We start from the raw sequence: 15,075 nt of genomic DNA, 5'->3' as shown, positions 1-15,075 counted from the left end.
TTTGAAGAGTATCGATGGACGGCAGCACAACCCTAAGCTATGAGAACGCGAAGGGAGAGATCATCCATGAAATCACTTGCCTGCGCTCTCATTCTGCTTTCGGTTACATCCGCGGCCGGTGCTGAAGATACCATAGCGCCCGACCGCATCATCGACGCGGCGATCGGCGACTGGAACAAGGACGGCAAGCCGGACCTCGCATTGCTGGCGTTGGGCCCGCCAGATGACGAGACCACGATCGGCATCTATGTTTATCTGCGCGACAAAGAACATCAGCTACTCAAGCTGGCGGCTGCCGCACCCGATAAGGTATGGGGCCGCGGCGAGCCGGGCGGTATCTTCGGTCAGGAGCCCTCGATTTCGGCGCTGCCTAATGGTTCGATCGCCGTTATGTCTCAGAACGACGCCATCGGACGCGACCGCTGGCATCAGACGCTCACCCTCGCCTTCCGCAACAACGCCTTCCTCGTCGCCGGCTACACCTTTGATTACCGGGACAATCTCGAAGCCGATAGAAGCTATAACTGCGGTTACAATGTGCTGACGGGCAAGGCGACGAAGGGCGGCAAGGACCTCCAGACCGAAGCCAAAACCATCAAGGTCGAGGATTGGAACGACGATATCGGCCACAAAGGCTGCGGGGAAAACCCGTAGCAGCTTTCCATTTGTTCACTGTTTGTTCTTTACTTGCCGTCAAACGCGTGGCATTGTGTCCCTTCACCACGAATGGAGCGGACCATGCCGGATCTTGCCGAGCTGAACGATTTTATTGTTGCCGCGAAGGCGGAAACCTATGTCGGCGATGGCGAGAGACTGCCGTCCTGCCGCAGCGGTTCGCATGATATCGGCTACGTCAGCGGCCGCTGGCGCTATCTCGACAGTTATTTCGGCGGTACGGATTTCGCCGGACAGGAGCTGATCTGGCTCGATGACGAACCGGTCTGGGCGATGAATTATTTCGGACGGATCGTCGAGCCTGATCTGATCGACGCCAAGGCTGCTGGAATGGTCATCAAGGCGGCGCTGATGCGGCTCTACCTTGATGAGAAGCGTTTTCTCGGCGGCTACGAATTCACTCATTCATTTGGCCACTATGTCGATCGCAGCACCGGTGGCTGCGACCATTTTATTGGCCATGAGGTCATTCTGGTGAACGGGTGCAAGGCGTATGAGCTTGATTACCGCGGCGGACTGATCATCCCCTGATGGGCACTCAGAATTCCACGACCTTGCCGTCTTGGATCGTCACACGACGGTCCATGCGTGCCGCCAGTTCGTGGTTATGCGTGGCGATCAGCGCCGCAAGCCCGGACTGGCGCACCAGCGCCTCAAGAGCGTCGAAGACATAATGCGCCGTATCGGGATCGAGGTTGCCGGTCGGCTCGTCGGCCAAAAGCACCAGCGGTGCGTTGGCGACGGCGCGCGCGATGGCGACACGCTGCTGCTCGCCGCCGGAAAGCTCGGCCGGGCGATGCTCGGCACGGTGACCGATGCGCATATAGTCGAGAAGCTGAGCAGCGCGGGCGCTCGCCTCTTTCTTGGAGAGGCCGGAAATCAACTGCGGCATCATGATGTTTTCCAGCGCGGAAAACTCAGGCAGCAAATGGTGGAACTGATAGACGAAGCCGATCTCACTGCGCCGAACGGCGGTGCGCTTTTCATCGGACAGGCCCTCGCAGGCGTGGCCATTGATCGTCACCTCGCCGCCATCCGGATGCTCAAGCAGGCCGGCGACGTGCAGAAGCGTCGACTTGCCCGTTCCCGACGGCGCGACCAGGGCAACGATCTCGCCGCTGGTCAAGGCAAAATCGGCACCCTTCAGGATCGACAGCCGCGTTTCGCCCTGCCCGTAATGACGCTCCACGCCCGTAAGCTGGAGAACGACGTTGCGTTTCATCAAATGTGGAATTCCTTATTCGTACCGTAGCGCCTGCACCGGATCGAGCCGCGAGGCACGCCAGGCCGGAAAGATCGTAGCGAGGAAGGACAGCGACAACGCCATCACGATCACGGAGATGGTCTCGCCGAGATTCATTTGCGCCGGCAACTTGCTGAGGAAGTAAACCTCGGGATTGAAGATTACGGTGCCGGATATCCAGGAGAAAAACTGGCGTATCGATTCGATATTGAGGCAGACGAGGACCCCAAGCGCGACGCCGGCGACGGTGCCGACGACGCCGATCGCCGCGCCCGTCATGAAGAAGATGCGCATGATCGCCCCCGACGTCGCCCCCATGGTGCGCAAAATGGCGATATCGCTTCCCTTGTCCTTCACCAGCATGATCAGGCCGGAAATGATGTTGAGCGCTGCGACGATGACAATCAGTGTCAGGATCATGAACATGGTATTGCGCTCGACCTGCAGCGCCGAGAAGAAGGTTTCGTTCACCTGCCGCCAGTCGGTCAGGAAGACCTGCCGTCCTGCTGCCGCCTCGATCTTCGGCCTGAGCTCGTCGACATCATCCGGATTGCTGACGAAGAGCTCAATCTTCTCGACGATCCCTTCGACGTTGAAATAGAGCTGCGACTCCTCCAGTGGCATGAAGACCACCGAGGAATCGTATTCCGACATGCCGACCTCGAAGATGCCTGAGATGGTATAGGCTTTGACACGCGGATTGACACCGAAGGGCGTTATGTCGCCATCTGGCGCAGTCAGTGTAATCTGATCGCCGACCGTCAGACCTAGTTGCCGTGCCAGGCGCGACCCGACCATGACGCCCTGCCCGGCGGCAAAGCCTACCATGTCGCCATCGACAATATGGTCCGAAACGGTCTTGAGCTTGGTAAAATCTTCGGGCCGGATGCCGCGCACAAGCGCGCCGGTGCCGGAACCGCCGCGACCGGAGGCAAGCGTCTCGCCTTCGACCAACGGCAAGGCCATGGTAACGCCAGGAACGGCAGCGAGTTTCTGCGCCAGCGCGGCATAATCATTGAGCGGCGTATCCACAGGCTGAACAACGACATGGCCGTTAAAGCCGAGAATCTGCTTGAAGAGTTCGGCGCGAAAACCGTTCATGACGGCCATGACGATGATCAGTGCCGCAACGCCGAGCATGATGCCAACCAAAGAGAAGCCGGCTATGACCGAGATCGACGCCTCCTTGCGCCGGGCGCGCAGATAGCGCCATGCGACAAGCCGCTCGAAGCCGGAGAACGGACGCGACGAAGGGCCGGTTTTGAAAGCCTTATCCTGCTGCTTCACTGCCGCGTCTGCCGCCATTCGCTTCTCATCCTATCGTTTGTCAGCCAGCCAGCCGATTGATCGCTGCTTCGACGGTCATCGTTTCGCGGGCGCCGGTCTTGCGGTCCTTGACTTCCACTTCGCCGTTCGCGACCGAACGCGGCCCGACGATAATCTGCATGGGCACGCCGATCAGGTCGGCAGTCGCAAATTTCGTTCCGGCGCGATCGTCGGTATCGTCAAGCAGGACGTCCTTGCCAGCCTTCGAGAGCGCCGCATAGATCGTCTCGCACGCCGCGTCGCAGGCCTGATCGCCAGCCTTCATGTTGATCACGACAGCATCAAAGGGTGCGACCGAAGCCGGCCAAATGATTCCGTTCTCGTCATGCGATGCTTCGATGATGGCGGGAACAAGGCGCGTCGGCCCGATACCGTAGGATCCCATGTGAACGGCGTGTTCCTTGCCGTCAGGCCCTTGCACTTTCGCGCCCATCGGCTCGGAATATTTGGTGCCAAAATAGAAGATATGGCCGACTTCGATGCCGCGGGCCGACAGGCGCGCATCGTCCGGAATGGCGTTGAAGGCCGCCTCGTCGTGCATCTCGGAGGTCGCCGCATAAACTGACGTCCATTTGTCGAAGATGGCTTTCATGCCTGCGACATCGTCAAAGTTCGTGTCTTCAGCAGGAATGTCGAAATTGACGAAGTCCTTGTGGCAGAAGACCTCCGATTCACCCGTGTCGGCGAGGATGATGAATTCGTGGCTGAGATTGCCACCGATGGGGCCGGTGTCGGCGCGCATCGGAATGGCTCTGAGACCCAGTCGATTGAACGTGCGCAGATAGGCGGCGAACATCTTGTTATAGGAGTGTACGGCTCCCTCGAGCGTCAAATCGAAGGAATAGGCATCCTTCATCATGAACTCGCGCGAGCGCATGGTGCCGAAGCGCGGGCGGATCTCGTCGCGGAACTTCAATTGGATATGATAGAGGTTCAACGGCAAGTCCTTGTAGGACTTGACGTAGGAACGGAAGATGTCGGTGATCATCTCCTCATTGGTCGGGCCGTAGAGCATCGGGCGCTCCTGACGGTCCTGGATACGCAGCATCTCCTTGCCGTAGGCGTCATACCGGCCGCTTTCCTGCCAGAGCTCGGCCGACTGCAACGTCGGCATCAAGAGCTCGATGGCGCCGGCACGGTTCTGTTCCTGACGGATGATATTGTTGACCTTGTCGAGAACACGCTTGCCCAGCGGCAGCCAGGAATAGATGCCCTGCGACTGCTGGCGGATCATGCCGGAGCGCAGCATCAGCCGATGAGAAACAATTTCAGCCTCTTTCGGATTTTCCTTCAGAATGGGCATGAAGTAACGAGACAGACGCATGAGCTGATTCCAGATGGTTTGACGTTCCGCATCGGCGGAATCGTTAGAAATTAACTGCTGGAGGCGTTCATAACTGCTTCGGCGCAGGAAAGAAACCCGCATTTAACGCGAGCAAACCGGGTGAACACGCACAAACGCAGGCGAACCTTAGAGGTTTCTATGAATTCGAAAAAATGCGCATTTATAAGGATTTGAAGCGGAAATCTGTCAACAGAAAAATTCTGCGCGACTGTAGCAAAAATGCAAAAAAACAGATGACAAAGCTCAATCTTTGAGCTAATTTTAGCTCACAAAAGAGGCAAGAAGGTTAATTCTTGTCGTTTCGCGGTCAAGTCTTGGGAGGATCAGATCTTAGGCGCGCTCGTTCGCAGCCCCGGCAACGGATAAGGATCACGCGATACTTAAAAACAAGGCTTATAGCCTTGTTTTTTTTTGCTTTCTATCTCATTCAATTTGCAGCTCTTTTGGCCTGCAGGGTTTCAAGCATCCTCCAATTCCGACCAAGCTCACGTAACGGAACGGTTGCCGTTGCGCAGCCTCTATGCTTCAGACAGATGACAAAGGTATGACGGATTGCAGGCTATTCAATAGCGCATGATTTTCGTCTGCAAGTTGTAAAGAATTTTTGGAAATAAACGTCAGCCGCCGTAGCGCGGAATGATCGGCGGGATCGAGTTGAAACCGAAGCCCAAATAATGCGAGCTGATGTACCACGCGCCGTAGATGACGGCGGATACTAGGGTCGTGATCAGCACTACCCTCAAACCGCGGAATTTCGTCGGCGCGCTTTCGACGGTGCCGAGGACCACATGATTGTCTTCAGCCTGGGTGCGCATACCGAAAGGCAGGATGGCGAAGAGCGTGATCCACCAGACAACGAAATAGACGGCGCATGTCGAAAAAATCTGCTGGACCATTATGCTTCCTTAAGACAGGCCTCAAATCGGCCTGCGCTTCCCTCGAACTAACCTGCTTATAGAGCCAAAGCCTCCGCGTTTCAAAGCGCGGCTCAGCGCTCTAATGTCACACTGCTGCGCTGACATCAGCGCTCTGCTCAAGTTCAATGAGAGTCCCGAAGAAGTCCTTCGGGTGCAGGAAAAGCACCGGCTTACCATGGGCGCCGATCTTCGGCTCGCCATTGCCGAGCACGCGGGCGCCGGCATCGAGAAGCCGGTCACGCGCAGCCAGAAGATTGTCCACCTCATAGCAGATATGGTGCATGCCGCCGTCGGGGTTCTTCGCGAGGAAGGCAGAGATCGGCGAGGCGTCTCCGAGCGGTTCCAATAGCTCGACCTTGGCGTTCGGCAATTCGATGAAAACGACGGTAACACCATGTTCCGGCAAGGGCTGCGGCGCCGATATTTTGGCGCCGAGCGTCTCACGATAGGTGGCGGAAGCGGCGGCGATATCAGGAACGGCAATCGCTACGTGGTTGATGCGCCCGAGCATGGCTATCCCTCCGACCATATAGTAACCTTATTACCCGCTCACGCGCGTGACGAATACCGTCACCACCGGCTTCTTGCCCCAGCCGTGGTTGGCAGCGGCGCGCACGGCGCGACGGGCGGCCTCCTGCACCATGTCGATATCCTTGCGGCGGGCGCGCGGGATGCTTTCGATGGCGCTGACGATGGCATCGAAGAGCGTGTCTTCCATATCCTCGCCTTCATCATCATAAGCCGGCAGGCCGATCGCAACGAGATCCGGATCGCCGACGATATCGTAGCGGGCGTCGAGCACGACATTCACAGCGACATGGCCGACATAGGAGAGCTTCTTGCGCTCGCCAATGCCCATCTCGTCGAAATCGCCGATAAGCGTGCCATCCTTGAAGATGCGGCCGTGCGGCGCCTCGCCGATCACCTGGGCGGGCCCCGGAGCCAGCCGCAATATATCGCCATTGCGAACCCGCGGCACAATCGAAATACCGGATTGTTCAGCCAGCTCCTTATGTGCGGTCAGGTGTGTCGCTTCGCCATGCACCGGCACCACGATCTTTGGCCGCGTCCATTCATACATCCTCTGCAGCTCGTTGCGGCGCGGATGGCCGGAGACGTGCACCAGCGCTTCGGCATCCGTCACCACATGCACGCCCTGTTCGGTGAGACCGTTTTTGATATCCTGGATGGCCTTCTCATTGCCGGGTATGGCGCGCGAGGAGAAAACGACGATATCGCCGGCGGCAAGCGCAACATTGCGCATTTCGTCACGCGAAAGTTTGGCAAGCGCAGCGCGGGGTTCGCCCTGGCTACCGGTCAGGATGACGACGACCTTGTCGCGCGGGATATAGCCATATTCGTCTTCGGCGATGAACGGCTTAATGCCCTCCATGATGCCGATATCACGGGCGACGTCGACGACACGCTTCAGCGAACTGCCGAGCAGCAAAATCTCGCGGCCCGCCGCCTCGGCGGCCTCGGCAATGGTGCGGATACGGCCGACATTCGAGGAGAAAGTGGTAATCGCCACCCGGCCTTCGGCATCCTCGATGATCCTGCGCAGGCTTTCGGAAACATCCTTTTCCGAGGGCGACACACCATCACGTAGAGCATTGGTGGAATCGCACATCAGCGCCAGCACGCCTTCATCACCAAGCTGGCGGAAACGCGCCTCGTCGGTCAGCGGCCCGAGCGACGGTTCGTGATCGATCTTCCAGTCGCCAGTGTGGATGACATTGCCGACCGGGGTGCGGATCATCAGCGACATCGGTTCGGGAATGGAGTGATTGACGCCGATGCCTTCGATGCTGAACGGGCCGACATTGATGCGATCGCCGGCCTTGAACGGCGTGATCGGGATCTCGCCCATCGATTTTTCGTAGTCGCGCTTGGCTTCCAGCAGGCCGGCAGTGAAGGCGGACGCATAGACCGGGACGTTCAGGCCCGGCCAGAGATCGTTCAGCGCACCATAGTGATCCTCATGCGCATGCGTGATGATGATGCCCTTGAGGTTCTTGCGTTCCTTGGCAAGGAAGCGGATGTCGGGGAGCACGAGATCGACGCCGGGGAGATCCGGGCCTGGAAAGGTAACGCCGCAATCGACCATGATCCACTGGCGATGCTCAGGCGCGCCATAGCCGTAAAGCGCGAGATTCATGCCGATCTCGCCGACGCCGCCGAGTGGCAAAAACACCAGTTCGTCTTGGTTTGCCATGTCTATTTTTTACCTACGATCTGAAAAAAACATCGCCCGCGGCGATCGGCAAAATCTTGCCGCCGATATCGAGCATCAATAAGCCATTATCATCGATTCCGGCGAAATGGCCGGAAATCGAACGGTCCGGCAGATTCACGGTGATCTTTTCGCCGATGCCGCAGGCGACCTCGCGCCAGCGCGCCGTCACCTCGCGAACGCCTTTGCCACGATCCCAGACAGCCAGCATTTCGGCCATGGACGCATAGAGATGTGCAAACAGTTCCTCGGGCGATATCGCCGAGCCGTGCTCATGCAGGCAGGTGACGGGGTAGAGCGGGTTCTCGGGCTTGACGGCGACATTGATGCCGATGCCGATCACCAGCGCATAGCGTCCATCGGCAAGAGCCTCGCCCTCGATCAGAATGCCGCAGGTCTTCTTGCGGCCGATCAGGATATCATTCGGCCACTTGACCTCGACAGGTTCCGCAGCCAGAGGCAGCACGCTACGCACCGCCTGGTGCACGCCAACCGCGACAGCCAGCGGCAAGGAGCCGAGGCGGTCCATGGGAGCGGGATCAATCAAAAGAAGGGAAGCATAAAGATTACCGCGCTCGGACACCCAGGTGCGCCCGCGACGTCCGCGACCGCCCGTCTGGCGGTCCGCTGTCACCCAGAGATTGCCGGCATCGCCTGCTCGCGCCCGATCCAGGCATTCGCTGTTGGTGGACGCAGCCTCTGGAAGGGCATCATGCCGGAAGTCGGCGAGCGACTTCCGGCTGTTCATGTCAGACGCCATCAAAACAGCGTCGCGGCGGCGAGGTCGGCCGCACCGCCGATAGCACCACCGAAGAAGACGTAGGCGACGACGAAGAGACCCGACAGGCCAAAGACCAGACGCAGCGAACCGGCCGTACGGGTAAACTCGTCCTTGGCTTCATCGAACCACATCACCTTGATGACGCGCAGATAATAGTAGGCGCCGACGACCGATGCGAGAACGCCGATGATGGCGAGCGCATAGAGATGGGCCTGGATGGCCGCGACGAAGACGAAGTACTTTCCGAAGAAGCCGGCGAGCGGCGGGATACCGGCAAGCGAGAACATCAGCGCCGTCAATACGACCGCCATGAACGGATTGGTCGTGGAAAGGCCGGCGAGATCGTCGACGTTCTCAACCTGACGGCCGTCCTTGCGACGCATCGCCATGATGATGGCGAAGGAGCCGAGCGTCATGACCATGTAGATGACCATGTACAGCATGACACCGGAGACGCCGGTCTTGTTGCCGGCGGCAAGACCAACCAGCGCATAGCCCATGTGACCGATGGAGGAATAGGCCATCAGTCGCTTGAAGTTGCGCTGACCGATTGCGGCGAAGGAGCCGAGCAGCATCGAAGCGATCGAGATGAAGACGATGATCTGCTGCCAGTCGGCAAGCACCGGATGAAAAGCGGTGACGACGATACGGGTCAGGATCGCCATGGCCGCGACTTTCGGGGCAGCGGCAAAGAAGGCGGTGACCGGGGTCGGCGCACCTTCATAGACGTCCGGCGTCCACATGTGGAACGGCACGGCGGAGATCTTGAAGGCCAGGCCCGCGAGAACAAAGACCAAGCCGAAGACGAGACCGAGCGAACGGGTCTCAGCGCTGAGCGCGGTAGCGATGGCATCGAAGGTCGTGTGACCGGTGAAGCCGTAGACCAGCGACATGCCATAGAGCAGCATGCCTGAGGACAGTGCGCCGAGCACGAAATACTTCAGACCGGCTTCCGTCGACTTGACGCTGTCACGGTTGATGGCAGCAACGACGTAGAGCGCCAGGGACTGCAGTTCCAGCGACAGGTAGAGCGAGATCAGGTCATGCGCCGAGATCATCAGCAGGATGCCGAGGGTTGCCAGCAGCAGCAGCACGGGGAATTCGAAACGATCGAGCTGCTGCTCGCGCGCATGTCCCATGCTCATGAACATGGCGACGATCGAGCCCACCAGGGCGACGATCTTCATGAAGCGCGAGAAGCCGTCGGCGAGATAGGCGCCGCCATAAGCCAAGCCTTCGCCGGGCACGAAGATGATCCAGAGACCGGCCACCGCGAGAACCGCAATGGCGAGACCGGTGACCGTTGGTCCCGACCGTTCGCCCGCAAAGACGCCGATCATGAGCAGCACAAGCGCACCGACCGCGAGGATGAGCTCCGGGATGGAAAGATGCAGGCTTGCAAGAATTGTGTCAGCAGTCATGTCGAATAAGTCCCGTCATCAATTCATCGACAGCGCAACATTCTGCGCGGCGTGCAGGGCTGCGGTGTAGTTGTTCACGAGCAGATCAACCGAAGCGGCCGTCGCATCGAAGATCGGAGCCGGATAGACGCCGAAGAAGATGGTCAGCGCGATCAGCGGATAAAGGATGAGCTGTTCGCGAGGCGACAGATCCAGCAGCTTCTTGAGGTTTTCCTTTTCCAGCGCGCCGAAAATGACGCGGCGGTAGAGCCAAAGCGCGTAAGCGGCTGAAAGAATGACGCCGGTGGCAGCAAACAGCGCAACCCAGGTATTGGCGCGGAAGACGCCGATCAGGGTCAGGAATTCACCGATGAAGCCGGAGGTGCCGGGCAGACCGACATTGGCCATGGTGAAGACCATCATCGCGACGGCATATTTCGGCATGTTGTTGACCAGACCGCCATATGCCGCGATCTCGCGGGTATGGGTGCGGTCGTAGATCACGCCGACGCAAAGGAAGAGCGCGCCGGAGACAATGCCATGCGACAGCATCTGGAAGATCGCACCCTGAACACCCTGCTGGTTGGCAGCGAAGATGCCCATGGTGACATAGCCCATATGGGCGACCGAAGAGTAGGCGATCAGTTTCTTCATGTCTTCCTGCATCATCGCCACCAGCGAGGTGTAGATGATGGCGATCACCGACAGGGCATAGACGAGCGGCGCGAAATATTCGGACGCGTTCGGGAACATGCCGATCGAGAAGCGGATAAGACCATAGCCGCCGAGCTTCAGAAGAATGCCGGCGAGGATGACGGAACCTGCCGTCGGCGCCTGAACGTGCGCGTCGGGCAACCAGGTATGCACCGGCCACATCGGCATCTTCACCGCAAAGGAGGCGAAGAAAGCCAGCCATAGCCATGTCTGCATCTGCGCCGGGAACTTGTAGGCGAGCAGCGTCGGGATATCCGTCGTGCCGGCCTGCCAGTACATCGCCATGATAGCGAGCAGCATCAGTACCGAGCCAAGCAGCGTATAAAGGAAGAACTTGTAGCTGGCGTAGACGCGATCCTTGCCGCCCCAGACGCCGATGATCAGGAACATCGGGATCAGACCGGCTTCGAAGAAGACGTAAAACAGTACGATATCCAGCGACGTGAAGACGCCGACCATCATCGTCTCTAGGACGAGGAAGGCAATCATGTAGTCCTTCAGGCGCTTCTCGACCGAGAGCCAGCTTGCCAGCACGCAGAAGGGCATCAGGAAGGTCGTCAGGATGACGAACAGCATGGAGATGCCGTCGACGCCCATGTGATAGCTGATGCCGGAGCTCAGCCAGTCATGCCTCTCGATCATCTGGAAGCCCGGATTGGCGTTGTCGAAGCCAATCCATACGAACAGCGACACGACAAACGTGAAGACCGTGGTCAGCAGCGATACGTTCAGGATGTTGCGGCGGCCGTTTGGTCCGTCATCCCGCATGAACAGCAGGATAAGGACGCCCACCAGCGGCAGGAAGGTGACCGTTGAAAGAATAGGCCAATCGGTCATCAGAGGGAACTCCCGAGCATCATCCAAGTAACGAGGGCTGCAATACCGAGCAGCATTGCGAAGGCATAGTGATAGAGGTAACCGGTCTGCAGGCGAACCACGCGGTTGGTGACATCGACGACACGGGCAGCGACACCGTTCGGGCCGAGCGTATCGATGACCCCGATATCGCCCTTCTGCCAAAGGAAGCGACCAAGCGCCTTGGCGGTACGGACGAAGAGAAAGTCATAAAGCTCGTCGAAGTACCATTTGTTCAGCAGGAATTCGTAGAGCACGCGATGCTGCTGCGCGAGGATGCGCGGCGTCTGCGGCGACCTGATGTACATGTACCAGGCCAGCACGAAGCCAAGCAACATAGCGATGAACGGGCTGACGCTCACCCAAGCCGGCACATGTTCCATTTCTTCGAAGATATGGTTGGTCGGCAGTGTGAACAGCGCAGTCTTCCAGAACTCGCCATAGGCTTCGCCAACGAAATCGTTTCTGAAGACCATACCGGCGACGACAGCCCCGAGACCCAGCAGATAGAGCGGGATCAGCATGACGTTCGGCGATTCATGCACATGGTGCATGACCTCATGCGAAGCGCGTGGCTTGCCGTAGAAGGTCATGAAAATCAGACGCCACGAGTAGAAGCTCGTGAACAGGGCCGCGATAACGAGCAGCGTAAAGGCAAAGCCTGCGGCCGGACCTTGCGCGGCAAAGGCAGCTTCGATGATCGCATCCTTCGAAATGAATCCGGCAAAGCCGAAATGCGTGAAGGGAATGCCGACGCCGGTAATCGCCACCGTACCGGTGATCATCATCCAGAAAGTGTTCGGAATATGCTTACGCAGACCGCCCATGTGGCGCATGTCCTGCTCGCCGTCGACGGCGTGGATTACTGAACCGGCACCAAGGAAAAGCAGCGCCTTGAAGAAGGCGTGCGTGAACAGGTGGAAGATGGCCGCGCCGTAAGCACCGACGCCGAGAGCGACGAACATGTAGCCGAGCTGCGAACAGGTCGAATAGGCGATGACACGCTTGATATCGTTCTGCACCAGACCGACCGTTGCCGCAAAGAAGGCGGTGATCGCACCGATGATGGTGACGAAGGTCAGGGCATCGGGCGAAAGTTCGAAGATCGGCGACATGCGGGCAACAAGGAAGACGCCGGCGGTGACCATGGTCGCGGCATGGATGAGCGCCGACACCGGGGTCGGGCCTTCCATCGCGTCCGGCAGCCAGGTGTGAAGCAGGAACTGCGCCGACTTACCCATGGCGCCCATGAAGAGCAGCAGGCAGACGCCGGTCAGCGCGTGCGCGCGGTCAAGATGCATGCCGAAGAGATTGAGCACGATATCGCCCGGCTGACCGCCCTGCCCTGCGGCAAAGCTCTGGGCATTGCCGAAGATGACGTCGAAGTTGATCGAGCCGAAGAGAACGAAGACACCGGCAATGCCGAGCACGAAACCGAAGTCGCCGACACGGTTGACGATGAAAGCTTTGATCGCAGCCGCGGACGCCGAAGGCTTCTTGAACCAGAAACCGATGAGCAAATAGGAGGCCAGACCGACACCTTCCCAGCCGAAGAACATCTGGGCGAGGTTGTCTGATGTCACCAGCATCAGCATGGCGAAGGTGAAGAGCGAAAGGTAGGCGAAGAAACGCGGACGATGCGGATCGTGATGCATATATCCGATCGAATAGACGTGAACGAGGGTCGAAACCGTGTTCACGACGATCAGCATCACCGAGGTCAGCGTATCGATGCGCAGCATCCAGGAGACATCGATGCCGCCGGACTGGATCCAGCGCAGCACTTCGACCTTGATCGGCCCATCGGTGTGACCAAGCGCGACGGTGAAGAAGACGATCCAGGACAAAACCGCGGCGATGATCATCAAGCCGGTGGTGACGTATTCCGAAGCCTTGGCACCGATCCCACGGCCGAAGAGGCCGGCAATGATCGCGCCAATCAGGGGAAGAAAGACGATAGCCTTATATAAAAACATAGCCGTATCAGCCCTTCATCACGTTGACGTCTTCGACCGCGATGGAACCGCGGTTACGGTAGAAGACGACGAGAATTGCAAGACCGATGGCCGCTTCGGCAGCAGCAACGGTCAGAATGAACAAAGCGAAGACCTGGCCGACGATATCGTTGAGGAACGAGGAGAAGGCGACCATGTTGATGTTGACCGCAAGCAGAATGAGCTCGATCGACATCAGGATGATGATGACGTTCTTGCGGTTCAGGAAGATACCGAAAACGCCGAGCACGAAAAGGATGGCGCTGACCGTCAGGTAGTGGGAAAGTCCGATGACCATATTCTTGTTCCTTTGACCCTCGTGCCGCGCCTTAGACGCCCTGCCCCGGCTTGACCTTGACCACCTCGACGGCGGTCGCGGGCGTGCGGGCGACCTGTTGCGGAATGCTCTGGCGCCTGACGTGCGTACGATGCCTCAGCGTCAGCACGATCGCGCCGATCATCGCGACCAGGAGCACAAGACCGGCGATCTCGAAGAAATAAACGTAGTTGGTATAGAGCACGTCGCCGAGTGCGGCGGTGTTCGTACGGGTCGTTACCGCCGGAATCGGCATGGCGACCGACTTGGCGATAACAGGCGAAATCACGCTGCCGCCGATGACGACGATCAATTCGGCGGCGAGGATGATGCCAATCAGCGCGCCGATCGGTGCATATTCCAGAATGCCTGCCCTGAGCTCGGAGAAGTCGATATCGAGCATCATGACGACGAAGAGGAAGAGAACCGCGACGGCGCCGACATAGACGACCAGCAGGATCATCGCCAGGAATTCCGCCCCCATCAGGAGGAAGAGGCCGGCGGCATTAAAGAAGACCAGGATGAGGAACAGGACCGAATGGACCGGATTCCGCGCCGAGATAACCATGAACGCCGACGCCACCGCGACAAAGGCGAAGATGTAGAAAAAAAGAGCCTGCAGACCCATGTTGGTGCCTTTTTCGTCTTCCCCCGGGCAGCCGGGAGTGCCCCTGCCCGATGGGACTTGGCCGGACATGCGTCCGCCAAAGCCCCGGTCTCTATTCCACCGCGACGGCGACAATCTCAGCCGCCCGTCACGGCATATTCAAAATTCCGCTCAGCGGTACGGCGAATCCATTGCGATGTTGCGCGCGATTTCACGTTCCCAGCGGTCGCCATTTTCCAGAAGCCGCGCCTTATCGAAATAAAGCTCTTCGCGGGTTTCGGTGGCGAATTCGAAGTTCGGCCCTTCGACGATAGCGTCGACCGGGCAAGCCTCCTGGCAGAAGCCGCAATAGATGCACTTCACCATATCGATGTCATAGCGCACCGTGCGGCGGGTACCGTCATTGCGGCGCGGCCCGGCTTCGATGGTGATCGCCTGAGCAGGACAGATGGCTTCGCAAAGCTTGCAGGCGATGCAACGCTCTTCACCATTCGGATAACGGCGCAGCGCATGTTCTCCACGGAAGCGCGGGCTGACCGGTCCCTTTTCGAAGGGATAATTGATCGTCGCCTTCTGCTTGAAGAAATACCGCATCGACAAAAAGAATGCGCCGACGAATTCCTTGAGGAACAGTGAGCTGACGGCGTTCGAAATTCCGGCCATCTTCAA

At 58.6% G+C, this 15,075-nt stretch carries 15 protein-coding genes; 2 read left to right on the top strand and 13 right to left on the bottom strand.

Features of this window, described 5'->3' with window-relative positions:
* Positions 1-66: 66 nt before the first annotated feature.
* Positions 67-654, top strand: coding sequence for a hypothetical protein (locus K290_RS0122945; RefSeq protein WP_028754026.1), 588 nt, complete (start codon positions 67-69; stop codon positions 652-654).
* Between the two features lie 84 nt (positions 655-738).
* On the top strand, positions 739-1,206 hold the full coding sequence (locus K290_RS0122940; RefSeq protein WP_028754025.1) for a DUF5680 domain-containing protein: 468 nt from the start codon (positions 739-741) through the stop codon (positions 1,204-1,206).
* A gap of 7 nt (positions 1,207-1,213) precedes the next feature.
* Here K290_RS0122940 and K290_RS0122935 read toward each other — a convergent pair whose 3' ends face one another.
* From K290_RS0122935 to nuoI, 13 genes are all read right to left on the bottom strand, one after another.
* Complete coding sequence (locus tag K290_RS0122935) at positions 1,214-1,897, bottom strand: ABC transporter ATP-binding protein (protein ID WP_028754024.1); 684 nt, start codon at positions 1,895-1,897, stop codon at positions 1,214-1,216.
* Positions 1,898-1,912: 15 nt separating this feature from the next.
* Positions 1,913-3,223 (bottom strand): lipoprotein-releasing ABC transporter permease subunit, encoded by a 1,311-nt coding sequence (locus tag K290_RS0122930; RefSeq protein WP_028754023.1) that lies wholly within the window; start codon positions 3,221-3,223, stop codon positions 1,913-1,915.
* A gap of 22 nt (positions 3,224-3,245) precedes the next feature.
* Positions 3,246-4,568, bottom strand: coding sequence for a proline--tRNA ligase (gene proS, locus K290_RS0122925; protein WP_028754022.1), 1,323 nt, complete (start codon positions 4,566-4,568; stop codon positions 3,246-3,248).
* 638 nt (positions 4,569-5,206) lie between these two features.
* A complete protein-coding gene (locus K290_RS0122915) occupies positions 5,207-5,485 on the bottom strand; it encodes a DUF1467 family protein (RefSeq protein ID WP_028754021.1) in 279 nt (92 codons plus the stop codon).
* 106 nt (positions 5,486-5,591) lie between these two features.
* The gene (mce, locus tag K290_RS0122910; protein WP_028754020.1) at positions 5,592-6,017 is read right to left on the bottom strand and encodes a methylmalonyl-CoA epimerase; all 426 of its coding nucleotides are present in this window, start codon (positions 6,015-6,017) and stop codon (positions 5,592-5,594) included.
* Positions 6,018-6,047: 30 nt separating this feature from the next.
* On the bottom strand, positions 6,048-7,721 hold the full coding sequence (locus K290_RS0122905) for a ribonuclease J (RefSeq protein ID WP_028754019.1): 1,674 nt from the start codon (positions 7,719-7,721) through the stop codon (positions 6,048-6,050).
* Positions 7,722-7,734: 13 nt separating this feature from the next.
* Positions 7,735-8,499 (bottom strand): biotin--[acetyl-CoA-carboxylase] ligase, encoded by a 765-nt coding sequence (locus K290_RS0122900; protein ID WP_028754018.1) that lies wholly within the window; start codon positions 8,497-8,499, stop codon positions 7,735-7,737.
* Positions 8,499-9,941 (bottom strand): NADH-quinone oxidoreductase subunit NuoN, encoded by a 1,443-nt coding sequence (gene nuoN / locus K290_RS0122895; RefSeq protein WP_028754017.1) that lies wholly within the window; start codon positions 9,939-9,941, stop codon positions 8,499-8,501. Before nuoN ends, K290_RS0122900 begins: the two co-directional genes overlap by 1 nt.
* Before the next feature lie 18 nt (positions 9,942-9,959).
* Positions 9,960-11,471 (bottom strand): NADH-quinone oxidoreductase subunit M, encoded by a 1,512-nt coding sequence (locus tag K290_RS0122890; RefSeq protein ID WP_028754016.1) that lies wholly within the window; start codon positions 11,469-11,471, stop codon positions 9,960-9,962.
* Complete coding sequence (gene nuoL / locus K290_RS0122885; protein ID WP_028754015.1) at positions 11,471-13,465, bottom strand: NADH-quinone oxidoreductase subunit L; 1,995 nt, start codon at positions 13,463-13,465, stop codon at positions 11,471-11,473. Before nuoL ends, K290_RS0122890 begins: the two co-directional genes overlap by 1 nt.
* A gap of 7 nt (positions 13,466-13,472) precedes the next feature.
* On the bottom strand, positions 13,473-13,781 hold the full coding sequence (nuoK, locus tag K290_RS0122880; RefSeq protein WP_004122490.1) for an NADH-quinone oxidoreductase subunit NuoK: 309 nt from the start codon (positions 13,779-13,781) through the stop codon (positions 13,473-13,475).
* A gap of 31 nt (positions 13,782-13,812) precedes the next feature.
* Positions 13,813-14,427 (bottom strand): NADH-quinone oxidoreductase subunit J, encoded by a 615-nt coding sequence (locus tag K290_RS0122875; RefSeq protein ID WP_028754014.1) that lies wholly within the window; start codon positions 14,425-14,427, stop codon positions 13,813-13,815.
* A gap of 150 nt (positions 14,428-14,577) precedes the next feature.
* Entirely contained in the window at positions 14,578-15,069 is a 492-nt protein-coding gene (nuoI, locus tag K290_RS0122870) for an NADH-quinone oxidoreductase subunit NuoI (protein WP_028754013.1), read from the bottom strand.
* Positions 15,070-15,075: the final 6 nt, after the last annotated feature.

It is taken from the genome of Rhizobium leucaenae USDA 9039 (assembly GCF_000426285.1).
GTDB classification, from domain to species: Bacteria; Pseudomonadota; Alphaproteobacteria; order Rhizobiales; family Rhizobiaceae; genus Rhizobium; species Rhizobium leucaenae.
Note: the sequence above shows the minus strand (reverse complement) of the source record. Positions and strands in the feature narration are given on the sequence as shown.